Genomic DNA, 23,712 nt, shown 5'->3' with positions numbered 1-23,712 from the left:
TCGCGAAAGAGCTCGCTCACAGGCTTTGACGCCAGAACCGCAAAAAAAGAGCCCGCAAAAAGCGGGCTAAGCGTGGGTCTCTTGTTTCTGCCAGCGGCGGAATACCGGCTCGGCAAGGAACAGCACCAGCAGCAGCCTCAGTACCTGCAAGGCCGTCACCAGCGGTACCGAGAGTTGCAGGGCCTCGGCCGTCAGGCAGAGTTCGGCGATACCGCCGGGCATCATGCCCAGCATCAACGCCCGATGATCGAGGCCGTCCAGCCAGCCCAGGGCCTCGGCCGCAAGGGCCGCGAAGGCCATGCCCAGGGAGGTGGCGAGCAGGGTGCGGGCGATGAAGGAGGGCGCGTGGCGAAAGAAGGCGCGGTCGAAATGGCAACCCAGCGCGCTGCCAATCAACCATTGGCCCAGCTGGCTACCGCCTGGCGGCAATCCCATCTGCAGGTCGAAGCCAGTGCTCAGGGCGGCGCTGACCAGCAGCGGGCCGATCAGCCAGGGGTTGGGTTGGTGGTAGCGCTGCATGAGCCAGGCCAGCGCGGCGCCAGCGGCCAGCAGGACCGCCAGCCAGCCCCAATCCGTGGGCACGGCATGGGCCGACGCGGGCGGCGCGCCGAGGACCCATTGGAACAGCGCCGGTACGCTGAGCACGACCAGCAGCAGGCGCAGGCTCTGGCCGGCAGCAACACGGCTGATTACCGCCCCGTTGCGCTGGCCGAGGTTGACCATCTCGCTGGCGCCGCCCGGCATGCTGGAGAAGAACGCGGTGGCGCGATCCTCGCCGCTGCGCAGCATCAGGCTGATGCCGATGACGCTGGAGAGGGTGGTGGCGATGGCGCCGACCAGGACGATGCCGCCGTGCGCCAGCACCTGCTCGATCACCGCGGGGGTGAAGTGCAGGCCAATGCCGACGCCGACTATCCACTGGCCGCATTTGCGCCCACCCGGCACCTCCGCCAGCGGCAGGTTGCCGATGCAACGCACGGCGATCACCGCCAGCAAGGATCCGACCATCCAGGGCAGCGGCCAGCCCACCAGGCTGGCCAGCCAACCGCCGGCGGCGCCCGCCACCGGCGTGAGCAGCCACTTAGGCATGAGCCAGCTTCGCCTTGTCCCGGCGTGCGCGCATCCAGCGGATGCCCGGCAAGGCCAGCATCACGGCCGTGAGCACCCAGAGGGCGATGGTGATCGGGCTGCTCCAGAGGATACCCAGGTCGCCGTTGGTGATGGACAGGGCGCGGCGCAGGTTGGACTCCATCAGCTCGCCGAGGACGAAGCCGAGGATCAGTGACGACAGCGGAAAGTCCATCTTGCGCAGCAAGTAGCCGAAGACGCCGAGGGCGGCCATCAGGACCAGGTCGAAGGTGGTGCTGTGCACGGCGTACACGCCCACCACGCTGATCACGATCACGGCCGGCACCAGGATCCAGGTGGGCACGCTGAGCATGCGCGCGAACAGGCCAACCAGCGGGATGTTCATCACCAGCAGGATCACGTTGCCGATGAACAGCGAGGCGATCAGGCCCCAGACCACGTCCGGCTGCTGTTCGAACAGCAGCGGGCCGGGGGTGATGTTGTAGAGGCTCAGGGCGCCGATCATCACCGCGGTGGTGCCGGAACCCGGGACGCCGAGGGTCAGCATCGGGATCAGCGAGCCGCAGGCCGAGGCGTTGTTGGCCGCCTCGGGGGCTGCCACGCCGCGCAGGTCGCCCTCGCCGAAGGTGCCGGAGCTTCCGGCCATGCGCTTCTCGCTCATGTAGGTGATGGCGCTGGCGATGGTGGCGCCGGCACCCGGCAGCACGCCGATGACGAAGCCGGCCAGTGAGCTGCGCACGCTGCTCCACCAGGTGAAGGTGAATTCCTTCAGGTTGAACAGCATGCGCCCGCTGGCCTTCACCGCCTGCTGGCCGGTGGCGGTGTGTTCGAGCATCAGCAGCATCTCGCTGATGCTGAACAGGCCGATGACCACGATCACGAACTGGATGCCGTCGGACAACCCGACGCTGTCGAAGGTGAAGCGGTAGACGCCGGTGGTGGCGTCCACGCCCACCGTGGCCAGACCCAGGCCGATCAGCGCCGAGAGCAGGGTCTTGACCGGTTTGTCGCCGACCATCCCGCCGAGGCAGGCTATGGCGAAGACCATCAGTACGAAGTATTCCGCCGGGCCGAAGGCCACCGCCCAGTTGGCCAGGATCGGCGCGAACAGCACCACGCCAATGGTGGCGATGGTGCTGCCGATGAAGGAGCTCATGGCCGACAGCGACAGGGCGATGCCCGCCTTGCCCTGGCGCGCCAGCGGGTAGCCGTCGAGGGTGGTCATGATGGCGGCGGCGTCGCCCGGCACGTTGAGCAGGATTGCCGAGATGCGCCCGCCGTATTCGCAGCCGAGGTACACGGCGGCCAGCAGGATCAGCGCGGTTTCCGGCGGCAGGCCGAGGGCGAAGGCCAACGGCAGCAGGATGGCCACGCCGTTGATCGGCCCCAGGCCCGGCAGCAGGCCGACCACGGTGCCGATGAAGGCGCCGAACAGCGCCACCAGGAGGTTGATCGGGCGCAGGGCGACGTCGAAGCCCTGGGCCAGGAAGTTCAGGGTTTCCATCTCAGTTCTCCAGGAAGGCCAGCAGGCCCAGGGGCAGCGGGACGTCCAGCAGGTAGTCGAACAGGCCGTGGAGCAGGGCGCCCATCAGCACGCCGCTGGCCAGGCTCGGCAGCAGGCGGCCGTTGAACAGGATACCCAGGCCGAACCCAGCCAGGGCGGTGCTGAGGATGAAGCCCAGGGGTTCGAAAAGCAGGGCGTAGGCGAACATGGCGATGACGAAGAGCGCCACCTTGCGCGCCAGGGACCAGGAAATCGGCAGGTCTTCGGCGTCGCCCGGCTTGTAAAGCAGCCAGATGGCGGCCGTGGCCATCAGGAACAGCAGCAGCAGGGGATAGGCGCGCGGGCCGACCGGGTCGTAGCTGAAGGGCGCCTGGAAGCCCCAGGCGACTACGGCGAGCAGGGCGCAGACGAGCAGCCAGACCGCAGCGAAGATTCGTACGTACATGGCGGTTTACCTAGAAATTGTTGATCGCCCCTCTCCCGTGGGGAGAGGGGCCGGGGGTGAGGGGATTGGTCGCCTCACCTGATCGTCAAGGGCTGCTTACTGCACCAGGCCGAATTCGCCGGCGAGTTGCTTGTACTGCTTCACCTGGTCGAAGACGTAGGCCTTCAACTGGTCGCCGGTGAGGCTGAGGGGGAACAGGTCGCGCTGTTCACGCAGCTTGGCGAACTCCTCGCTGGCCAGCAGGGTGTCGAACTGCTGCTTCCACCAGGCGAAATCCTCGTCGCTGACTTCCGGGCCCATGTAGAAGCCGCGGATCACCGGCCAGGTGATGTCGAAGCCCTGCTCCTTGGCTGTGGGGATGTCCGCCAGCTTTCCTGGCAGGCGCTGGTCGGAGAGTACGGCGAGGACGCGGATCTTGCCGGCGGCGAGCTGTGGGGTGATCTCGCCGAGGCCGCTGCTGGTGACCTGAACATGGCCGCCGAGCATGGCGGTGAGGGTTTCGCCGCCGCCTTCGAAGGCCACGTAGCGCAGCTTCTGCGGGTCGATGCCGGCGGCACGGGCGATCAGCGCGGTCTGCATCCAGTCCTGGCCGCCGATGGTGGCTCCGGCGCCGAAGACGGTGCCGGCCGGGTCCTTCTTCACCGCTTCGACCAGGTCGCCGAGGGTCTTGTACGGGGAATCGGCGCGTACCGAGATGGCACCGTAGTCGGTGCCAATGCCGGCCAGCCAGCGCACGGCGTTCTCGTCGTAGCGGCCGAACTTGCCCTGGGCCAGGTTGAGCAGGGAACCGGAGGAGAAGGCGGTGATGGTGCCGGCATCCTTCGGCCGCTGGGCCACCACGGCGTTGTAGGCCACCGCACCGACACCGCCCGGCATGTAGGTGACGCGCATCGGCGCCTTGAGCAGGCCGCCATCCTTCAGGCCGCTCTGGGCCAGCTTGCAGGTGAGGTCGAAGCCGCCGCCGGGCTTGGCCGGGGCGATGCACTCGGGACGCTTGGGTTCGGCCAGCAGCTGGGTGGACAAGAGCAGGCCGGAGGTGATCAGGGCGATGCGGGACAGGGCGGTTTTCATCGAAGGTTCTCCTGTGGAGTTTTATTGTGGTTCAGGCATCACCAGATCGGCAGTGCGTAACTGACGATCAGGCGCAGTTCGTCCGCATCGCGGGCGAAGTTGGAGCGGAATCCGGCGTGGCGGGCGCGCAAGGTGAGGTTCTTCAGGCTGCCGCTGGGCACCACGTACTTGAACTCGACATCGCGCTCCCACTCGCGGCCTTCCTCGCTGCTACGGGTCACTTCGGCGTTGTCGCTGGTGACGTAGCGGGTCATGAAGCTCAGGCCCGGCACGCCCATGGCGGCGAAGTCCAGGTCGTAGCGCGCCTGCCAGGAACGCTGGTCGGCGTTGGCGAAGTCGTTGATCTGCACGAAGTTGATCAGGAAGGGGTCGCTGCCATCGATGTAGGCGTAGCCGGTGTCGCCGCTCATGCGCTGGTAGCCGAGGCCGACCTTGTGGCTGCCCTGGCCGTAGCTGAGCATGCCGTTGAGGGCGCGGTTGTCCACCTTGCCGGCTTCGGCGCGGCCGCTGTCGTCGCTGACGGCGTAGCGCAGGTCGGCGCTCAGGGTGCCGGCACCCATCGGCTGGCTGGCCAGCAGGCCGAAGAAGTGCTGGCGGTAGACCTCGTCCAGTTCGGCGAAGTAGTAGCGGCCGGTGTAGTGCTTGCTGAAGGCGTAGTCGGCGCCGGCGAGGTCGAAGTGATCGCCCGTGGCGGCCGCGGCGAAGCGCTTGTTCTTGTTGCTGATGGCCAGGTCTTCGGAGTTGGTGGAGGCGCGGTCCTTGACCTCCGAGAGGCGCCCGCCGGTGAAGGTCAGGTTGCTGATCTCCTTCGAGCTGAGCAGGCCGCCCTCGAATACCTGGGGCAGGATGCGGCTGTCGCTGGCCTTGACCACCGGCAGTTCGGGTATGTGGGTGCCGAGGCGCAGCTCGCTATTGGATGCCCTGACCTTGGCGGTCAGGCCCAGCTTGCTGTACTCGTCCGGGGTGCCGCCGTCGTCCTGCACCGGCAGCAGGTCGGTGCCGCTGGTGCCGCGACCGGAGTCCAGCTTGATGCCGAGCATGCCCAGGGCATCGAGGCCGAAACCCACGGTGCCTTCGGTGTAGCCGGATTCCAGGTTGAGGATGAAACCTTGCGCCCATTCATCGCGCTTGGACTGGCCGCTGCCGTCGTGGAAGTCGCGGTTCAGATAGATGTTGCGGGCTTCGAGGGTCGCCGAACTGTCCTTGATGAACTCGGCGTGGGCCTGGGGGGCCAGGGTACAGCCCGCGATGGCGAGGCTGAGGATGCGAACAGGCGGCAATGCGCGCCGTGCGGCAGTGTGCATCGGGTGGTCTCCATTGTTGTTCTTGTAAGCCGGCGCAACCACGGGCCGGCTTTTTACGGGTGGTCCTTGCCACCCTGTCGCGATGCTATGCAGCGAAGCTTTCGCCAGGCTTTCAGGCTGAAAGAAATCCGGCGCGGCGTTCACAGTGGGCGATGGGCCGTTAAACTTCTGACCGATCGCTGCCATTTCGGAGACCTTGTCGTGCGAATCCTGCTGGTCGAAGACCATCCCCAACTGGCCGAAAGCGTCGCCCAGGTGCTCAAGGGCGCGGGCTGGACGGTGGACGTGCTGCATGACGGCGTGACCGCCGACCTGGCCCTGGCCAGCGAGGACTACGCCCTCGCGGTGCTGGACGTGGGCCTGCCGCGCATGGACGGCTTCGAGGTGCTGGCGCGCTTGCGCGGGCGTGGCAAGACCCTGCCGGTGCTGATGCTCACCGCCCGTGGCGAGGTGAAGGACCGGGTCCACGGCCTCAACCTCGGGGCCGATGACTACCTCGCCAAACCCTTCGAGCTGTCCGAGCTGGAGGCGAGGGTCAAGGCCTTGCTCCGCCGCAGCGTGCTTGGCGGCGAGCAGCAGCAGCGCTGCGGCGCCCTGGTCTACGACCTGGGCACCCGGCGCTTCAGCCTCGCCGATGAGATCCTCAGCCTGACCTCCCGCGAGCAATCGGTGCTGGAGGCGCTGATCGCCCGGCCGGGCAGGGTGATGAGCAAGGAACAGCTGGCCTCCCAGGTGTTCGGTCTGGACGAGGAGGCCAGTCCGGAAGCCATCGAGATCTACATCCACCGCCTGCGCAAGAAGCTCGAAGGCAGTGCGGTGCGCATCGTCACCTTCCGCGGTCTGGGCTACCTGCTGGAGAGCCAGGATGCGTGAAGCCGGCAGCCTGCGCGGGCGCCTGCTGCGGCGCCTGGCGCTGATGCTGGGCGTGCTGCTGCTGATTGCCAGTCTGAGTTCATACTGGAATGCCCGTGGCGCCGCCGATACCGCCTATGACCGCACCCTGCTGGCTTCGGCCAGGGCCATCGCCGACGGCCTCTACGAGGCCGACGGGCGTCTGAAGGCCGACGTGCCCTACGTGGCGCTGGACATCTTCGCCTACGACAGCGCCGGGCGGATCTTCTACCAGGTGCTGGACCCGGATGGAAAACTGGTATCGGGCTACGAGAACCTGCCGCCACCGCCGCCAGGCACCAGACGCACCGACGACTACCCGGCCCTGGCGCGCTTCTATGACGGCGAATACCAGGGCGTGGGCATTCGGGTCGTCAGCCTCCTGCAGCCGGTGAGCGAGCCTGGCCTGAATGGCATCGCCGAGATTCGCGTGGCCGAGACCGAGAGCGCCCGCGAGCGCCTGGCCCGCGGACTGCTGGTGGACAGCCTGTGGCGCCTGGTGCTGCTGGTGGTGGCGGCGCTGGTGCTGGTCTGGCTGGCGGTCAGCGCTGCCCTCAGGCCGCTGAACAAGTTGCGCCTGGCGGTGGAAGAGCGTCAGGTCGACGACCTGCGGCCCTTGCCGGAAGTCGCGGTGCAGCGTGAGCTGCGGCCGCTGGTGGATGCCCTGAACCAGTTCACCGAACGCCTGCGCGGTCTGTTTCAGCGCCAAGCGGACTTCATCGCCGACGCGTCCCATGAGCTGCGCACACCGCTTGCGGCGCTCAAGGCGCGGGTCGACCTGGGGTTGCGCGAACGGGACCCGGAGGTCTGGCGCGCCACTCTGGTGGAAGCGGCGCAGAACACCGACCGGCTGACTCATCTGGCCAACCAGCTGCTGTCCCTGGCGCGCATCGAGAGCGGTGCGCGGGCCATCGCCGAAGGCGGCGCCGAACGTATCGAGCTGGGTCAACTGGCCCGCGAACTGGGCATGGCCCTGGCGCCCCTGGCCCATGCCCGCGGCGTCGCCCTGGCCCTGGAGGCCGAGGACCAGGCCTGGGTAATGGGCGAGCCCACGCTGCTCAATGAGCTGCTGTGCAACCTGGTGGATAACGCCCTGGCCCACACGCCGAGTGGCGGCAACGTGGTGCTGCGGGTCAGTGCACCAGCGATGCTGGAGGTGGAGGACGACGGCAGCGGCATTCCGCCGGAAGAGCGCGACAAAGTGTTCCAGCGCTTCTACCGGCGCAATGCCCAGGGCAGCGGCGCAGGGCTCGGGCTGGCGATAGTCGGCGAAATCTGCCGGGCGCATCAGGCCGAAATCAGCCTGCACGATGGTGTTGGCGGGGGACTGAAGGTGCGGGTGAGCTTTCCGCCGGCGTGACTCATGCAGGCTGGTCGAAGCCATTGCAGGAGCGAATTCATTCGCGAAAGCGGGCCGCAGGTCCGCCCTGCTGGTCCCCATGCGTCAGCTTCGCTGCCCAATCGCGATTGAAATCGCTCCCACAGGCGCCTCTCGGGTCAGGGTGCGAGGCTCAACTGCTGCTGCACTTCCATCAGGTACTGGGCAACCTTGCCGCTTTCCCGCAGCAGGGCCAGGCCCTGGTTGAAGCGTGCGATCAGCGCGGCATTGCCGGGCACCTCGCGGGACAGCATCAGGTGCAGGCTGTCGCTGCGCAGGGGCAGGGGGTGGAAGCTCAGCTGGGCGCGCTCGGCGGAGCTGAACTGGTCGTTTAGCAGGGCGAAGGCCACCACCTTGTCCATGGGGAAGGCGTCCAGCCGGCCGGCCAGCACCATGCGCAAGCCTTGCTCCTCGTTGCTCAGACGCTGCACCTTCAGGCTTCGCTGCTGCTCGGCCTGCTGGAAGGCGGCCCCGTAGTCGTAGCCGATGGCGCCGCCCAGACGCAGGCGCTGGAGGTCGGAAACCTGCTTCCAGTCGAAGGGGCGATCCTTGCGATGAAACAGGTAGTAGGCGGTCTCGATCACCGGGTCGCTGACATGGAAAAGCTTGTCTCGCTCGGGGCTGCGCAGCCAGACGGCGGTGCCGGCACGCTCGCCGCGCTCGGCCAGGTGCAGCGAGCGCGCCCAGGGATAGAACTCCCAGCGAACCTTTACGCCTTCGAGGGCGAAGGCTTCTTCCACAATGCGCGAGGCCACGCCCTGGTGCGGCAAGCTGGCGCCCAGGTAAGGCGCCCATTCACCGTTGGTCAGACGCACTTCCTCCGCAGCGGCCAGGCTGCAGCAGAGGAGGCAGAGTGTGAGCAGCAATGCGCGCATCCGGATCCTTCCAGCGACATCGGGGGATGACTGAGTCTAGCGCTGGAAGGCGGAGTGCGCGTGGTAATTACTGGAGCATGCTCATGGCCGCGTCCATCGCGGCGGAGAGGTCTTCGTCGGCCTGCATGTCGACATTCGGGTCGAGGCCGAGTTTGGCGAAGGCGGGTACCTGGCTCCAGTCGAGCTGGGTGTAGGGGTGCTCGCTGCCGAGGTAGCTCTGCAGAGTGGCGACCTGGACGATGTCGACGTAGTCGGGACGGGCCGAGTTGCGGCTGAAATCCAGGTACTGGCTGGGTACGGCGGCGATGGGTTGCGGAAACTCCCAGGCGCGCAGGATGTGGTCGCCGACCAGGGGGTGGATACGCTCGATCACGTGGTTGAGGCTGATGGAGTCGGACAACAGCTCATTGTGTTCTTCGGCGTAGGTGAGGATGGGCAGTACGCCGATCTGGTGCACCAGGCCGGCCAGGGTGGCCTGGTCGGGCATCAGGCGGGTGTAGTGGCGGCAGAGTACGTGGCAGATGCCGGCGATTTCGGTGCTCTTGTTCCACACTTCGCGCATCTTGCGGTCGACCACGTCGGAGGTGGCCTGGAACATCTGTTCCATGGCCAGGCCCGTGGCCAGGTTGCTGGTGTAGTTGATGCCCAGGCGGCTGATGGCCATCTGCAGATCGGTGATTTCCCTGTTGGTGCGCAGCAGCGGGCTGTTCACCACCTTGATGATGCGAGCGGTCAATGCCGCGTCGTTGCCGATTACCTTGGTCAGGTCCTGGATGCTGGCGTTCGGGTCTTCGGCGGTCTCGCGCACGCGCAGCGCCACCTCCGGCAGGGTCGGCAGCACCAGTTCGTCGTTGTCGATGGCCTGGATCAGTTCCTGTTGCACTTTGTCGGCAAGCTTGCTCATTGGAGTTCTCTTCAGGGCCGGCAAGGGCGGGCTAGCGTTGGATTTCGCGGTCGGCGTCCAGGGTATAGGGCAGGCTGAGCAGCTTCAGGGCAGCGCCGTCGGCGGCGCCCAGGTGGATTCGGCCATCGGTGACAGCATCTTCCTGGAGGACGGCGAGCAGCTCGCAACCGCCAGCGCCATCTGCCGGGGCAGCCAGCACCACTTCGCCCACCGAGCTCTGATGTACCGGGGAGAAGAGTTCGAGTCCGGCCTCGGGCACCTCGCCTTCGGCCAGGGCCAGGCGGTAGAGACGGCGCTTGAGTTTGCCCAGGTACTGCATGCGGGCGACGATTTCCTGGCCGGTGTAGCAGCCCTTCTTGAAGCTGACGCCGCCCAGGGCCTGGAGGTTGATCATCTGCGGGATGAACAGCTCACGGGTGGCGCCGAAGACCTGGCCGATGCCGGCGCGGACCTGGGCCAGCAGCCAGGCGTCCAGCGCGGCCAGCGGCAACTGCGCGGCGAGGCGTGCCTGGAGCGTGGTAGCTTCGGCCTGGGGTGCCCAGAGTTCGGCACGGCCATCGGAGAGGCGCAGGGCGATCAGGTTACCTTCGCGGGCGACGCTGTCGACGGTCTGCGGCAGATCCAGGCCCAGGGCGAGCAGGGCGCCATCGCCCCGGCTCAGGCCGAAGCGCGCCCAGTCGGCGCTTTCGTCGGTCAATTTGGACTTGGAGAACACGGCGTACTTTTTCAGGTCGGCCAACTGGGCGTCGATCAGGTCGCTGGACAGCGCCAGGAGGAAGCCGTCGCCTTCGGCCAGGATACGAAAGCTGGAGATCATCCGCCCTTTGGGGGTGCAGCGGGCGCCCAGGCTGCTGGTGGCCTGGTCCAGGTAACTGAGGTTGCAGGTCAGCTGGCCCTGGAGGAACTTCGCGGCATCCACGCCGCGGACGGCGAGCAGGCCTTCATGGGTGAGCGGACAGAAGAATGCTGAGTCGGCCATTGCGGATCGCTGGAAAAAAGTCTGGGGCGCCATCATAGAGTCCCGCCGGTGGCTTGTCAGCGGGTGCCCGGGGAGGCGGCTGTGGTTATAATGCGCGCCTCTTCCCTGGAGGCGCTGTGATGGCCGACGCAACTGAACTCAATCGACTCTTCTGGCACAGCCGCCGCGGCATGCTCGAACTGGACGTGCTCCTGGTGCCCTTCGTGAAGGAGGTCTACTCCAGCCTCGACGCCGAAGACCAGGCCCGCTACCGCAAACTGCTGGAGTGCGAAGACCAGGACCTGTTCGGCTGGTTCATGCAGCGTGGCGAGCCGGAGGATGCGGATCTGCTGCGCATGGTTCGCATGATCCTGGATCGTGTCCAGCCCAAGTAACGCCTTCGAATGCCACTGGCGCCCGTCGCGGCGCCTGCTGGCCCTCTACCTGACCCTGCAGTGCCTGGCCATCCTGGCCTTGCTGCTCGCCGAACTGCCGCCCTGGGCGCGCATTGCCGGCGTGCTGGTCTGTCTGGGTCATGCCGCCTGGTGCCTGCCCAGGCAGATCCTGCTGAATTCCCCCAGCGCCTTTACCGGTTTGCGTCTGAACGAGGACGGCTGGCAGCTCTGGCGCGCCGCCGATGGCTGGCGGCCGGTGCAGCTGCGGCCGGACAGCATGGCGCTGCCGGTCGCGGTGATCCTGCGATTTCGCTTGCCGGGGCAGTGGTGGGGGCGGGGGCTGTGTATCCCGGCGGATGCCCTGGATCGCGAGCAGCACCGCCGGTTGCGGGTGAGGCTGGGGTTCAGTCGCCGAAGGTGGGCGGCGCCAGGATAGTGTCCTTGGCCTCCGGCAACAGGTCGGGGTAGTCCAGTGTGTAGTGCAGGCCGCGGCTTTCGCGGCGCTGCATGGCCGAGCGGATGATGAGTTCTGCCACCAGTGCCAGGTTGCGCAGTTCGATCAGGTCGCGGCTGACCTTGTAGTTGCTGTAGAACTCGTCGATCTCGCTGAGCAGCAGGCGCACCCGGTGCTGGGCGCGCTGCAGGCGCTTGTTGGTGCGGACGATGCCGACGTAGTCCCACATGAAGCGCCGCAACTCGTCCCAGTTGTGGGCGATGATCACGTCCTCGTCCGAATCGGTCACCTGGCTGGCGTCCCAGGTCGGCAGGTCGGCCGGCATTGGCACTTCGTCCAGTTGGCGGACCATGTCTTCCGCGGCCGAGCGGCCATAGACGAAGCATTCCAGCAAGGAGTTGCTGGCCATGCGGTTGGCGCCGTGCAGGCCGGTGAAGCTGGTTTCGCCAATGGCGTAGAGGCCGGGAATGTCGGTACGGCCATGCTGGTCCACCACCACGCCCCCGCAGGTGTAGTGCGCCGCGGGGACCACCGGTATCGGCTCGCGGGTGATGTCGATGCCGAAGTCCAGGCAGCGCTCGTAGACGGTGGGGAAGTGGCTCTTCACGAATTCGGCGGGCTTGTGGCTGATGTCGAGGTAGACGCAGTCGACGCCCAGGCGCTTCATCTCGTGGTCGATAGCGCGGGCCACTACATCCCGCGGGGCCAGTTCGGCGCGCGGGTGGAAGCGCTGCATGAAGCGCTCGCCGTTGGGCAGCTTGAGCAGGCCGCCTTCGCCGCGAACGGCTTCGGTGATCAGGAAGCTCTTGGCCTGCGGATGATAGAGGCAGGTCGGGTGGAACTGGTTGAACTCCAGGTTGCCCACCCGGCAGCCGGCGCGCCAGGCCATGGCAATGCCATCGCCGCAGGCGCTGTCGGGATTGCTGGTATAGAGGTAGACCTTGGCCGCGCCGCCGGAGGCGAGCACGGTGAAGCGCGCATGGTAGGTGTCCACTTCGCCGCTGTTGCGGTTGAGCACATAGGCGCCCAGGCAGCGCTGGCCCTCCAGGCCGAGCTTGCGCTCGGTGATCAGGTCGACGGCGACGCGTTGCTCCAGCAACTGGATGTTCGGCCGCTTCTTGGCCTGTTCCAGCAGGGTATTGAAGATGGCTGCGCCGGTGGCGTCGGCGGCATGGATGATGCGCCTGTGGCTGTGGCCGCCCTCGCGGGTGAGATGGAACTCGAAACCGCCATCCTCGCGAGCGTTCTCGTCGTCGCGGGTGAAGGGTACGCCCTGGTCGATCAGCCATTGGATGGACGCGCGGCTATGCTCAACGGTGAAGCGTACGGCGTCTTCGCGGCACAGGCCGGCACCGGCGACCAGGGTGTCTTCGACATGGGAATCGACCGTGTCGGTATCGTCCAGCACCGCGGCCACGCCGCCTTGGGCCCAGTAGGTCGAACCGTTGCTGAGATCGGCCTTGCTCAGCACCACGATATTGAGGTGCGAGGGCAGGGTGAGGGCCAGGGTCAGGCCGGCGGCGCCGCTGCCGATGACCAATACGTCTTGCTGGAAATGTTGGCTCATATCGGTTCCCGCGAGAAAAGCGGCGGCTAGTATATAGCCGGGGTGGGCGGCAAAATAGCGCGCTTATGACCATGTGTGGCGCCAGGGAACTTTTTAAGTCTTTCAGGTTCCATTCAGGGTCACCCATTTGAAGAGACGGTGCTTGCTTACATTGACGCAACGAATGCACATGAAATGTGCAACCGGGATGCCTGTAGATCAAGCGACTTATATTCGGCGCAGCATGGCCCGTGGCCATGCTGCGCCATTCCGTGCAGATGAGAAAAGATCAATCTGCAGGAAGCTTGCTTGGAGGGGAGAACTTTTGCGCAACGCCCGAGTCTATTTTGGCAGGCCGATCCACTGGCTGGCGCAGCACCCCTTCGAGACCGACGAGGAGTGTTCATGCTAACCCAGGAACAGGATCAGCAGCTGGTCGAGCGGGTGCAGCAGGGCGACAAGCGGGCTTTCGATTTGCTGGTGCTGAAGTACCAGCACAAGATTCTCGGGCTGATCGTGCGATTCGTGCACGACGCCCAGGAAGCCCAGGATGTAGCCCAGGAAGCCTTTATCAAGGCTTACCGCGCACTCGGCAACTTCCGCGGTGACAGCGCCTTTTATACCTGGCTGTACCGCATCGCCATCAATACGGCGAAAAACCATCTGGTGGCACGTGGAAGACGTCCGCCGGACAGTGATGTAAGTGCTGAGGACGCCGAGTTTTATGACGGCGACCACGCCCTCAAGGATATCGAGTCGCCGGAGCGAGCCCTGCTACGCGACGAGATCGAGGCCACGGTGCACCGGAGCATCCAGCAACTGCCGGAAGATTTACGCACGGCGCTGACTTTGCGTGAGTTCGATGGTCTTAGTTATGAAGACATTGCGAGTGTGATGCAGTGTCCGGTGGGTACTGTGCGATCCCGCATCTTCAGGGCGCGGGAAGCCATCGATAAAGCCTTGCAACCTTTGTTGCAGGGAACCTGAGACAGCGGCGACAGCCAAGAGGGGAACCGCCATGAGTCGTGAAGCTTTGCAGGAATCGCTGTCCGCGGTGATGGATAACGAGGCGGACGAACTGGAGCTGCGTCGAGTTCTCGCCGCCAGCGAAGATCAAGAATTGCGGGCTACCTGGTCGCGTTACCAGATCGCTCGCGCCGTGATGCACAAGGAGCTGCTGGAGCCGCGCCTCGACATCGCCGCCGCCGTTTCGGCTGCGTTGGCCGAGGAATCCGTGCCCGCCAAGGTGGTGCGTGGTCCGTGGCGTACCCTTGGGCGTCTGGCCGTGGCCGCTTCGGTGACCGTGGCCGTGCTCGCCGGTGTGCGCCTGTACAATCAGGACGACGTCGCGGGTACCCAGCAACTGGCGCAGCAGCAAGCCACACAGCCGGCGATGACGATGCCGCAGGCGCAGCAGGGTGCTGTCCTGGCCGGCTATAGTGAAGAAGGCCAGCAGGCACAGCAGCCGATCGGCCCGACCCAGGCGTCGTCCGGTTGGCACGAAAAACGCCTCCCGGCCTATCTGCGGCAACATGCCCAACAGGCCGCGATGAGCGGTAGCGACAGCGCACTGCCCTATGCCCGCGCTGCCAGTCTGGAGAGCCGCTGAGGAGGAACATGCGCGCACTACCGGTATTCATCTTGCTTGGCGGCTGGCTGACCCAATCAGCCTTTGCCGCCGACGCTCAGGACTGGCTGCAGCGCCTCGCTGACGCGGAGCAGCGCCAGAGTTTCCAGGGAATTTTCGTCTACGAACGAAATGGGAGCTTCTCCACCCACGAAGTCTGGCACCAGGTCCAGCAGGGAGGCGAAGTACGCGAGCGTCTGTTGCAGCTCGATGGTCCGGCGCAGGAGGTGGTGCGTGTCAACGGCCGCACCCAGTGCGTGAGTGGCGCCCTTTCCGACCAGATGTCCGATGGCCAGGTCTGGCCCGCCCGGCGCCTGGATGCCAAGCAGCTCGCCGAGTGGTACGACCTGCGTCTGGCTGGTGAGTCCCGCGTAGCGGGGCGGCCAGCCGTGGTGCTGACCCTGACCCCCCGCGACCAGCACCGCTATGGCTTCGAGCTACACCTGGACCGTGACACCGGCCTGCCGCTCAAGTCGCTGCTGCTGAGCGACAAGGGCCAGTTGCTGGAGCGCTTCCAGTTCACCCGCATCGACACTGCCGGCGACCTGGATGACGGCAAGCTGCAGCCCGGCGAGAGCTGCAAGGCGGTACGCGTCAGCGAAGCGCCGAAGGACAAACCGGCCCACTGGCGTTCCGAGTGGCTGCCGCCGGGCTTCAGCCTGACCAGTGCACTGGAGCGGCGCAGTCCCGCTTCGTCCGACCCCGTGTCCAGCCTGCTCTACAGCGACGGCCTGGCGCGTTTCTCCGTATTCCTCGAGCCCCTGCACGGCGCTGTCGTCGAAGACGCGCGCAGCCAGCTGGGCCCCACCGTCATGGTGTCCAAGCGGGTCAGCACCGCAGATGGCGATGTGATGGTGACCGTGGTCGGCGAGATTCCCCTGGGGACCGCCGAACGGGTGGCTCTGTCCATGCGCGCAGCGGAGGCTTCTGCGACGCAATGATCCCCGTTGCAGGAGCTTCAAGCGATTTCCGGTGCGGGAGCCCAGGCTCCCGCCGTGTCTTTTTCACGATGTTCCACCGAGCCTGGGGCTGACGCTCCGGGCTCTTTTTGCTTTTGTGTTTCAGTTTTGCTCGCCGGGCCGGGCGGCTCGGCGAGTTCATACCACTCGTTATGCGACGGGAGCTGTATGTCGATGCTTAACCTCAAATCCTGCATGACCGCTGTGGCAGCCTTGCTGCTGCTCGGTCAAACCCTTGTGGCCCGTGCCGATCTGCCGGACTTCACGCCCCTGGTCGAAGAGGCGTCCCCGGCGGTGGTCAATATCAGCACCCGGCAGAAGCTGCCGCAGCGTGGTGCGGGCGGTGCCCAGGTGATGCCAGACCTGGAAGGACTGCCGCCCATGCTGCGCGAGTTCTTCGAGCGCAACATGCCGCCGGTGCCGCGCAATCCCCAGGGCGGCCGCCAGCGCGAGGCCCAGTCCCTCGGGTCCGGCTTCATCATCTCCAAGGATGGCTACGTCCTGACCAACAACCACGTGGTGGCCGATGCCGATGAAATCATCGTGCGCCTGTCCGACCGCAGCGAGCTCGAAGCCAAGCTGATCGGCGCCGATCCGCGCACCGACGTCGCCCTGCTCAAGGTCGAGGGCAAGGATCTGCCGATCGTGAAGATCGGCAAGTCCGACGAACTCAAGGTGGGTAGCTGGGTGCTGGCCATCGGTTCGCCCTTCGGCTTCGACCATTCGGTGACGGCCGGTATCGTCAGCGCCAAGGGCCGCAGCCTGCCGAACGAGAACTATGTACCGTTCATCCAGACGGACGTGGCGATCAACCCGGGTAACTCCGGCGGCCCGCTGTTCAACCTGGACGGCGAGGTGATCGGCATCAATTCGCAGATCTTCACCCGTTCCGGCGGCTTCATGGGCCTGTCCTTCGCCATCCCGATCGACGTCGCCATGAGCGTTGCCGATCAGCTCAAGGCCGAAGGCAAGGTCAGCCGCGGCTGGCTGGGCGTGGTGATTCAGGAAGTGAACAAGGACCTGGCCGAATCCTTCGGTCTGGACAAGCCGGCCGGCGCCCTGGTGGCCCAGGTCCTGGAAGGCGGCCCGGCGGCCAAGGGCGGCCTGCAGGTAGGCGACGTCATTCTCAGCATGAACGGCCAGCCGATCGTCCTTTCCGCCGACCTGCCGCACCTGGTGGGCGCGCTCAAGCCGGGCAGCAAGATCGATCTGGACGTGGTGCGCGGCGGAACCCGCAAGACTCTCACCATGGCCATCGGCGCGCTGCCTGAGGAAGGCGAGGAAATGGCCGCAGCCGGTGCCGCAGGCGTCGAGCGCAGCAGCAATCGCCTCGGCGTGAGCGTGGTCGAGCTGACCGACGAGCAGAAAAAGGGCCTGGATATCCAGGGCGGCGTGGTGATCAAGGACGTGCTGGAAGGTCCGGCTGCCATGATGGGCCTTCGCCCGGGTGACGTGATCACCCACCTGAACAACCAGGCCATCAGTTCCGCCAAGACCTTCACCCAGATCGCCAAGGACCTGCCGAAGAATCGTTCGGTATCCATGCGCGTACTGCGTCAGGGGCGCGCCAGCTTCATTACCTTCAAGCTGGCCGAATAAAGCGGTTCCAGGGAAAAGGGCGGCCAGGTGCCGCCCTTTTTCATTTCCGCCGTCCGCTGCATGGACGTGACGGGTCCACTGCCGATCAGGTAAACTCCCCCGCTATTTTTCGGCGAGCAAGCCTGCTCGCGGCTTTCTTGAGTGTTGATCCGTGAGTGACCTGAGTCATATCCGCAATTTCTCCATCATCGCCCACATCGACCATGGCAAGTCGACGCTGGCAGACCGCTTCATTCAGATGTGCGGTGGCCTGTCCGACCGCGAGATGGAGGCCCAGGTACTGGACTCCATGGACCTGGAGCGCGAGCGTGGCATCACCATCAAGGCCCACAGCGTCACCCTGCACTACAAGTCGCAGGACGGTAAGACCTACCAGTTGAACTTCATCGACACCCCCGGCCACGTGGACTTCACCTACGAAGTCAGCCGCTCCCTGGCGGCCTGCGAAGGCGCGCTGCTGGTGGTGGACGCCGGCCAGGGCGTGGAAGCCCAGTCCGTGGCCAACTGCTACACCGCCATCGAGCAGGGCCTGGAAGTCATGCCGGTGCTGAACAAGATGGACTTGCCCCAGGCCGAGCCGGAGCGGGTCAAGGACGAAATCGAGCACATCATCGGCATCGACGCCACCGACGCCGTACCCTGCAGCGCCAAGAGCGGCATGGGTGTGATCGACGTGCTGGAGCAACTGGTCAAGGTCATCCCGCCGCCGGAAGGCGAGATCGAGGCGCCGCTGCAGGCGCTGATCATCGACTCCTGGTTCGACAACTACCTGGGCGTGGTCTCGCTGGTGCGCGTGAAGCACGGCCGGGTGAAGAAGGGCGACAAGATCCTGGTCAAATCCACCGGCAAGCTGCACCAGGTGGACAGCGTCGGCGTGTTCACCCCGAAGCACACCGAGATGGCCGACCTCAAGGCCGGCGAAGTGGGTTTCATCATCGCCGGCATCAAGGACATCCACGGCGCCCCCGTGGGCGATACCCTGACTCTGTCCAACACCCCTGACGTCGACGTGCTGCCGGGCTTCCAGCGCATCAAGCCGCAGGTTTACGCCGGGCTGTTCCCGGTCAGCTCCGATGACTTCGAGGACTTCCGCGAAGCCCTGCAGAAGCTGACCCTGAACGACGCCGCCCTGCAGTATGAACCGGAGAGCTCCGAGGCCTTGGGCTTCGGCTTCCGTATCGGCTTCCTCGGCATGCTGCACATGGAAATCATCCAGGAGCGCCTGGAGCGCGAGTACGACCTGGACCTGATCACCACCGCCCCGACCGTGGTCTTCGAGATCGTGCAGAAGAATGGTGAGACGATATACGTCGACAACCCGTCCAAGCTGCCCGACCTCTCGTCCATCGACGAGATGCGCGAGCCCATCGTGCGCGCCAATATCCTGGTTCCCCAGGAGCACCTGGGCAACGTCATCACCCTGTGCATCGAGAAACGCGGCGTCCAGCGCGACATGCAGTTCCTCAGCAGCCAGGTTCAGGTTTGCTACGACCTGCCGATGAACGAGGTGGTGCTGGACTTCTTCGACCGCCTGAAGTCGGTAAGTCGTGGCTATGCGTCGCTGGACTACAGCTTCGACCGCTTCGAACCGGCTAATCTGGTGAAGCTGGACGTACTGATCAACGGCGAGAAGGTTGACGCCCTGGCGCTGATCGTGCATCGCGACCAGGCCCACTACAAGGGCCGTGCGTTGACCGAGAAAATGAAGGAACTGATCCCGCGGCAGATGTTCGACGTGGCGATTCAGGCGGCGATCGGTGGACAGATCGTTGCACGTACTACCGTGAAAGCGCTCAGGAAGAACGTTCTGGCCAAGTGCTACGGCGGCGACGTCAGCCGTAAGAAAAAACTGCTGGAGAAGCAGAAGGCCGGTAAGAAAAGGATGAAGCAGGTCGGCAGCGTGGAAATCCCGCAGGAAGCCTTCCTCGCTGTGCTCAAAGTGGATAGCTAGGGTCTATGTCGATCAATTTCCCGCTGTTGTTGGTTATCGCCGTGGCAGTTTGCGGCGTGCTCGCCCTCGTCGACCTGGTTCTGCTGGCCCCGCGCCGGCGTTCCGCGATCGCCACCTACGAGGGGCAGGTCGGCGAGCCCGATCCGGAGGTAGTCGACCGGCTGAACAAGGAACCGCTGCTGATTGAGTACGGGAAGTCCTTCTTCCCGGTGCTTGCCATCGTCCTGGTGCTGCGTTCCTTCCTGGTCGAGCCCTTCCAGATCCCGTCCGGCTCGATGAAGCCCACGCTGGAAGTCGGCGATTTCATCCTGGTCAACAAGTTCGCCTACGGCATTCGCCTGCCCGTGCTGGACAACAAGGTAATCGAGGTGGGTGACCCACAACGCGGCGATGTCATGGTGTTCCGCTACCCCAGCGACCCGAACATCAACTACATCAAGCGTGTGATCGGCCTGCCGGGCGACCGCATCGCCTACAGCAGCGGCAAGCACCTGACCATCAACGGCCAGCCGGTGGCGGAGAAGCTGCTGGGCGAGGAGCCGGGCACCCTGGGCAGCGCCATGCTCTACGAAGAGAAACTGGGCGCAGCCGAACACCTGATCCGCAAGGAAATGAAGCGTTACCGCATGGAGCCGGGCCGCGAGTGGGTGGTGCCGCAAGGGCACTACTTCATGATGGGCGACAACCGGGACAACTCCAACGACAGCCGCTACTGGAACGACCCCCGTATTCCGAAGGGCCTGCTGGGCATGGTTCCGGACCGCAATATCGTCGGTAAGGCCTTCGCCGTCTGGATGAGCTGGCCCGATCCGAAGCTGCGCAACATGCCGAACTTCTCCCGAGTGGGCCTCATTCACTGATAGCCCGCTTGCCATCGTGGTTTTGCGGCGTTGTTCATGACAGCGCCGCAGACGCCATATAGTCTTGCTTGCGGGCCATTCGGCCTCCAAAAAATACAGACATTGAGGTCGATCATGACGTTCGCGCGTAAGCAGAAGGGTATGTCGGTTCTGGGCTGGCTGCTGGTCCTGGCCGTAGTGGCTTTCCTGGCCAGCACCGCCTTCAAGGTCATCCCGCATTACCTCGACTTCTTCTCCCTGGAGAAGATCATCAGTTCGGTGGAAACCGAGAAGGCCCTGGAGATCAGGACCATTCCCGACTTCTACAGCCATGTCAGCAAGGGCATGCAGGTCAACGGTATCCGCGACCTGGACCTGGACAAGGCGCTGAAGGTGACCCTGGAAAACAACGAGTTCCTGGCCCACCTCCAGTATGAAAAACGCGAACCCCTGGTCGAGAACCTCGATCTGGTGGTGCGCTTCGACAAAGAATTCCGTGTGCGAGCCCAGTGAGCGTATCTCTCAGCCGTCTCGAGCGTAAGCTCGGCTATACCTTCAAGGACCAGGGTCTGATGACCCTGGCCCTGACCCACCGCAGTTACGCGGGGCGTAACAACGAGCGTCTCGAATTCCTCGGCGATGCCATCCTCAACTTCGTCGCCGGCGAGGCGCTGTTCGAACGCTTTCCCCAGGCCCGCGAGGGCCAGCTGTCACGGCTGCGCGCGCGGCTGGTGAAGGGCGAGACCCTGGCCCTGTTGGCCCGTGGTTTCGAGTTGGGCGAGTACCTGCGCCTGGGCTCGGGCGAGCTGAAGAGCGGCGGTTTCCGCCGCGAGTCGATACTCGCCGACGCGCTGGAAGCGTTGATTGGCGCCATCTACCTGGATTCCGGCATGGACGCTGCCCGCGAGCGCGTCCTCGCCTGGTTGGCCAACGAGCTCGAAGGCCTGACCCTGGTGGATACCAACAAGGATCCGAAGACCCGGCTGCAGGAGTTCCTGCAGTCCCGGGCCTGTGAACTGCCACGCTATGAAGTGGTGGATATCCAGGGTGAACCGCACTGCCGTACGTTCTTCGTCGAGTGCCAGGTCACCCTGCTGAATGACAAGACCCAGGGCCAGGGCGCCAGCCGCCGTATCGCCGAACAGGTGGCCGCGGCCGCCGCCCTGGTTGCCCTCGGCGTGGAGAACGGTAATGACTGATTTCGATACCCCCCGCTGCGGCTACGTCGCCATCGTCGGCCGCCCCAACGTGGGCAAGTCCACGCTGCTCAACCACATCCTCGGGCAAAAGCTGGCGATCACCTCGCGCAAGCCGCAGACCACCCGCCACAACATGCTCGGCATCAAGACCGAGGGCAATGTCCAGGCGATCTACGTCGACACCCCCGGCCTGCACAAGAAGAGCGACAAGGCGCTGAACCGCTACATGAACCGCAGCGCCTCGGCGGCCCTGAAGGACGTGGATGTGGTGGTCTTCGTGGTCGACCGCGACCGCTGGACCGAGGAAGACCAGCTGGTGCTGGAGCGTGTGCAGTACGTGCAGGGTCCGGTGCTGCTCGCGGTGAACAAGACCGACCGCATGGACGAGAAGGGCGACCTGATCCCGCACCTGTCCTGGCTTCAGGAACAACTGCCGAACGCCGAGCTGGTGCCGATCTCCGCCCTCCAGGGCCACAACCTGGACACCCTGGAGCGCCTGGTGGCTGAGCGCCTGCCGGAAGGCGACCATTTCTTCCCGGAAGATCAGATCACCGACCGCAGCAGCCGCTTCCTCGCCGCCGAGCTGGTGCGCGAGAAGATCATGCGCCAGCTGGGCGCGGAACTGCCGTACCAGATCACCGTGGAGATCGAAGAGTTCAAGCAGGAAGGCCGTGTCCTGCATATCCACGCGCTGATCCTGGTGGAACGCGACGGTCAGAAGAAAATCATCATCGGCGACAGCGGCGAGCGCATCAAACGTATCGGCCAGGACGCGCGCAAGGACATGGAAGTGCTGTTCGACTCCAAAGTCATGCTCAACCTCTGGGTGAAAGTGAAGGGCGGCTGGTCCGATGACGAGCGTGCCCTGCGTTCCCTGGGCTACAACGACCTCTGAGCCTCTCCATGCACAGCGCGGCGCTACCGGCCTTCGTCCTGCACAGCAGGGCCTATCGGGAAAGCAGCGCGCTGGTCGACTTCTTCACCCCTGAAGGCCGCCTGCGCGCCGTGCTGCGCGGTGCCCGCGGCAAGGCCGGCACCCTGGCGCGGCCGTTCCTGCCGCTGGAGGCCGAGTTCCGCGGCCGCGGCGAGCTGAAGAACGTCGGCCGCCTGGACAGCGCCGGCATCCCCAACCTGCTGGCCGGCGACGCCCTGTTCAGCGGCCTCTACCTCAACGAACTGCTGGTCCGCCTGCTGCCGGCCGAAGACCCGCAGCCCGCGCTCTTCGAGCACTATGCCGCGACCCTCCAGGCCCTGGCCGCCCATCGTCCGCTGGAGCCCCTGCTGCGCGCCTTCGAATGGCGCCTGCTGGATGAGCTGGGCTATGGTTTCGCCCTGGATACGGACCTGGCCGGGCAGCCCATCGCCGCCGATGGCATCTACCGGCTGCTGCCCGATGCCGGGCTGGAGCCGGTGGGCCAACTGCAGCCCGGCCTGTTCCGGGGCCGCGAACTCCTCGCCCTGGCTGAAGCCGACTGGGACGCCCCCGGCGCCCTCGGCGCGGCCAAGCGGCTGATGCGCCAGGCCCTGGCACCTCACCTGGGCGGCCGGCCTCTGGTCAGCCGCGAGCTATTCATGACGATCAAGGAACCTCCCCGTGACTGAAGCCAACCGCGTACTTCTCGGCGTCAACATCGACCACGTCGCCACCCTCCGCCAGGCCCGCGGCACCCGCTACCCTGACCCGGTCAAGGCAGCCCTGGACGCCGAAGAGGCCGGCGCCGACGGCATCACCGTGCATCTGCGCGAAGACCGCCGGCACATCCAGGAACGCGACGTGCGCCTGCTCAAGGACGTGCTGCAGACGCGGATGAACTTCGAGATGGGCGTTACCGAGGAGATGATGGCGTTCGCCGAGGAAATCCGTCCGGCGCACGTCTGCCTGGTACCGGAAACCCGCCAGGAACTGACCACTGAAGGCGGCCTCGACGTTGCCGGCCAGGAAGCCCGTATCAGGGCGGCCGTGGAACGCCTGGCCAAGGTGGGCAGCGAAGTTTCGCTGTTCATCGATGCCGATGCCGCGCAAATCGAGGCGTCCCATCGCGTCGGCGCTCCGGCCATCGAACTGCACACCGGCCGCTACGCCGATGCCCATACACCGGAAGAAGCGGCCCGCGAGCTGCAGCGCATCCAGGATGGCGTCGCCCTTGGTCTCAAGCTGGGCCTGATCGTCAACGCCGGCCACGGCCTGCACTACCACAACGTCGAGCCGGTGGCTGCGATTCCGGGCATCAACGAGCTGAACATCGGCCACGCCCTGGTGGCCCATGCGCTCTTCGTCGGCTTCAAGCAGGCGGTGGTGGAGATGAAGCAGCTGATCATCGGGGCGGCTGCGCGGGGCTGATTCCTGCGCTCGAACCACCCCTCTCCCTCGGGGAGGGGTGGCTGAAGCTGATTCTCGCTGAGGCGGGCGGAGGCATTTCTTCGTCGCCTGGTCCCTTGTAGGGTGCGGTCGGAGATCGCGTCTGATTCGCGAATGAATTGGCTATGTCTGCATTCAGTGTTGCTAGAACGTCCTGAGCTGAGTTGCTTATCGAGTGGCCTGCGAGTCCCGGTTTCGCCTTCCCAGGCGAGTCCCTTTTCCAATCGTTGAAAAGGAACCAAAAAACTTGCCCCTGCATCCGGCCCCGGCTTCGCCGGGGTCCCCTCGCTCCATCGTTGCTCCGGGGGCACGGCGTGAGGGGCCATCCATGGCCCCACACGCCTCTCGCGGCATCCATGCCGCTC

24 protein-coding genes are annotated in these 23,712 nt (G+C 65.4%); 15 read left to right on the top strand and 9 right to left on the bottom strand.

Going from position 1 to position 23,712, the window contains the following annotated elements; all coding sequences use genetic code 11:
• Positions 1–66 precede the first annotated feature (66 nt).
• The 5 genes from E8F11_RS18105 to E8F11_RS18085 all read right to left on the bottom strand — a co-directional run bounded on the left by E8F11_RS18105 (position 67) and on the right by E8F11_RS18085 (position 5,413).
• On the bottom strand, positions 67–1,089 hold the full coding sequence (locus E8F11_RS18105; protein WP_280290216.1) for an AbrB family transcriptional regulator: 1,023 nt from the start codon (positions 1,087–1,089) through the stop codon (positions 67–69).
• The gene (locus E8F11_RS18100) at positions 1,082–2,593 is read right to left on the bottom strand and encodes a tripartite tricarboxylate transporter permease (RefSeq protein WP_280290215.1); all 1,512 of its coding nucleotides are present in this window, start codon (positions 2,591–2,593) and stop codon (positions 1,082–1,084) included. Before E8F11_RS18100 ends, E8F11_RS18105 begins: the two co-directional genes overlap by 8 nt.
• A gap of 1 nt (position 2,594) precedes the next feature.
• Positions 2,595–3,038, bottom strand: a complete 444-nt coding sequence (locus E8F11_RS18095) for a tripartite tricarboxylate transporter TctB family protein (RefSeq protein ID WP_280290214.1) — start codon at positions 3,036–3,038, stop codon at positions 2,595–2,597.
• Between the two features lie 96 nt (positions 3,039–3,134).
• Positions 3,135–4,109 (bottom strand): tripartite tricarboxylate transporter substrate binding protein, encoded by a 975-nt coding sequence (locus tag E8F11_RS18090; RefSeq protein ID WP_280290213.1) that lies wholly within the window; start codon positions 4,107–4,109, stop codon positions 3,135–3,137.
• Between the two features lie 38 nt (positions 4,110–4,147).
• Positions 4,148–5,413, bottom strand: a complete 1,266-nt coding sequence (locus E8F11_RS18085) for an OprD family porin (RefSeq protein WP_280290212.1) — start codon at positions 5,411–5,413, stop codon at positions 4,148–4,150.
• A 201-nt stretch (positions 5,414–5,614) separates the two neighbouring features.
• On the opposite strand from E8F11_RS18085, the gene E8F11_RS18080 reads away from it, so the two are divergent.
• Positions 5,615–6,286 (top strand): response regulator, encoded by a 672-nt coding sequence (locus E8F11_RS18080; protein WP_280290210.1) that lies wholly within the window; start codon positions 5,615–5,617, stop codon positions 6,284–6,286.
• A complete protein-coding gene (locus tag E8F11_RS18075) occupies positions 6,279–7,664 on the top strand; it encodes a sensor histidine kinase (protein WP_280290209.1) in 1,386 nt (461 codons plus the stop codon). The genes E8F11_RS18080 and E8F11_RS18075 overlap by 8 nt, the downstream gene beginning before the upstream one ends.
• Positions 7,665–7,801: 137 nt before the next feature.
• Here E8F11_RS18075 and E8F11_RS18070 read toward each other — a convergent pair whose 3' ends face one another.
• The 3 genes from E8F11_RS18070 to E8F11_RS18060 form a co-directional block, all read right to left on the bottom strand.
• Entirely contained in the window at positions 7,802–8,557 is a 756-nt protein-coding gene (locus E8F11_RS18070) for a transporter substrate-binding domain-containing protein (RefSeq protein ID WP_280290208.1), read from the bottom strand.
• 67 nt (positions 8,558–8,624) lie between these two features.
• Entirely contained in the window at positions 8,625–9,461 is an 837-nt protein-coding gene (locus E8F11_RS18065; RefSeq protein WP_280290207.1) for an HDOD domain-containing protein, read from the bottom strand.
• Positions 9,462–9,492: 31 nt separating this feature from the next.
• A complete protein-coding gene (locus E8F11_RS18060) occupies positions 9,493–10,440 on the bottom strand; it encodes a folate-binding protein (protein ID WP_280290206.1) in 948 nt (315 codons plus the stop codon).
• Between the two features lie 119 nt (positions 10,441–10,559).
• Here E8F11_RS18060 and E8F11_RS18055 point away from each other — a divergent pair, with 119 nt between their 5' ends.
• Together E8F11_RS18055 and E8F11_RS18050 are read left to right on the top strand one after the other, a co-directional pair.
• Positions 10,560–10,814, top strand: a complete 255-nt coding sequence (locus E8F11_RS18055) for a succinate dehydrogenase assembly factor 2 (protein WP_280290205.1) — start codon at positions 10,560–10,562, stop codon at positions 10,812–10,814.
• On the top strand, positions 10,798–11,250 hold the full coding sequence (locus E8F11_RS18050; RefSeq protein WP_280290204.1) for a protein YgfX: 453 nt from the start codon (positions 10,798–10,800) through the stop codon (positions 11,248–11,250). Before E8F11_RS18055 ends, E8F11_RS18050 begins: the two co-directional genes overlap by 17 nt.
• On the opposite strand, the gene nadB is transcribed toward E8F11_RS18050, so the two are convergent.
• A complete protein-coding gene (nadB, locus tag E8F11_RS18045; protein WP_280290203.1) occupies positions 11,219–12,835 on the bottom strand; it encodes an L-aspartate oxidase in 1,617 nt (538 codons plus the stop codon). The genes E8F11_RS18050 and nadB overlap by 32 nt on opposite strands.
• Positions 12,836–13,219: 384 nt before the next feature.
• On the opposite strand from nadB, the gene rpoE reads away from it, so the two are divergent.
• The 11 genes from rpoE to pdxJ all read left to right on the top strand — a co-directional run bounded on the left by rpoE (position 13,220) and on the right by pdxJ (position 23,329).
• Entirely contained in the window at positions 13,220–13,801 is a 582-nt protein-coding gene (gene rpoE, locus E8F11_RS18040; protein WP_003455239.1) for an RNA polymerase sigma factor RpoE, read from the top strand.
• A 31-nt stretch (positions 13,802–13,832) separates the two neighbouring features.
• A complete protein-coding gene (locus tag E8F11_RS18035) occupies positions 13,833–14,423 on the top strand; it encodes an RseA family anti-sigma factor (RefSeq protein ID WP_280290202.1) in 591 nt (196 codons plus the stop codon).
• An 8-nt stretch (positions 14,424–14,431) separates the two neighbouring features.
• Positions 14,432–15,382 carry a MucB/RseB C-terminal domain-containing protein gene (locus E8F11_RS18030; protein WP_280290201.1) on the top strand — a complete coding sequence of 317 codons (951 nt, stop codon included), beginning with the start codon at positions 14,432–14,434 and terminating at the stop codon, positions 15,380–15,382.
• 192 nt (positions 15,383–15,574) lie between these two features.
• Entirely contained in the window at positions 15,575–16,999 is a 1,425-nt protein-coding gene (locus E8F11_RS18025; protein WP_280290200.1) for a DegQ family serine endoprotease, read from the top strand.
• Between the two features lie 151 nt (positions 17,000–17,150).
• Positions 17,151–18,950, top strand: coding sequence for a translation elongation factor 4 (lepA, locus tag E8F11_RS18020; protein ID WP_280290199.1), 1,800 nt, complete (start codon positions 17,151–17,153; stop codon positions 18,948–18,950).
• 5 nt (positions 18,951–18,955) lie between these two features.
• Positions 18,956–19,810: a signal peptidase I gene (gene lepB, locus E8F11_RS18015; protein ID WP_280290198.1), complete on the top strand. Its 855-nt coding sequence runs from the start codon at positions 18,956–18,958 to the stop codon at positions 19,808–19,810.
• A 114-nt stretch (positions 19,811–19,924) separates the two neighbouring features.
• The gene (locus E8F11_RS18010) at positions 19,925–20,302 is read left to right on the top strand and encodes a DUF4845 domain-containing protein (RefSeq protein ID WP_280290197.1); all 378 of its coding nucleotides are present in this window, start codon (positions 19,925–19,927) and stop codon (positions 20,300–20,302) included.
• Positions 20,299–20,988, top strand: a complete 690-nt coding sequence (rnc, locus tag E8F11_RS18005; protein WP_280290196.1) for a ribonuclease III — start codon at positions 20,299–20,301, stop codon at positions 20,986–20,988. Before E8F11_RS18010 ends, rnc begins: the two co-directional genes overlap by 4 nt.
• Positions 20,981–21,883, top strand: coding sequence for a GTPase Era (gene era, locus E8F11_RS18000; RefSeq protein ID WP_280290195.1), 903 nt, complete (start codon positions 20,981–20,983; stop codon positions 21,881–21,883). The genes rnc and era overlap by 8 nt, the downstream gene beginning before the upstream one ends.
• 8 nt (positions 21,884–21,891) lie before the next feature.
• Entirely contained in the window at positions 21,892–22,590 is a 699-nt protein-coding gene (gene recO / locus E8F11_RS17995) for a DNA repair protein RecO (protein WP_280290194.1), read from the top strand.
• Positions 22,583–23,329, top strand: a complete 747-nt coding sequence (gene pdxJ, locus E8F11_RS17990; RefSeq protein WP_280290193.1) for a pyridoxine 5'-phosphate synthase — start codon at positions 22,583–22,585, stop codon at positions 23,327–23,329. The genes recO and pdxJ overlap by 8 nt, the downstream gene beginning before the upstream one ends.
• The last annotated feature ends 383 nt before the right edge of the window (positions 23,330–23,712 follow it).

The sequence above is a fragment of the Pseudomonas sp. BN417 genome (genome assembly GCF_029871205.1).
Taxonomy (GTDB): Bacteria; Pseudomonadota; Gammaproteobacteria; order Pseudomonadales; family Pseudomonadaceae; genus Metapseudomonas.
Note: the sequence above shows the minus strand (reverse complement) of the source record. Positions and strands in the feature narration are given on the sequence as shown.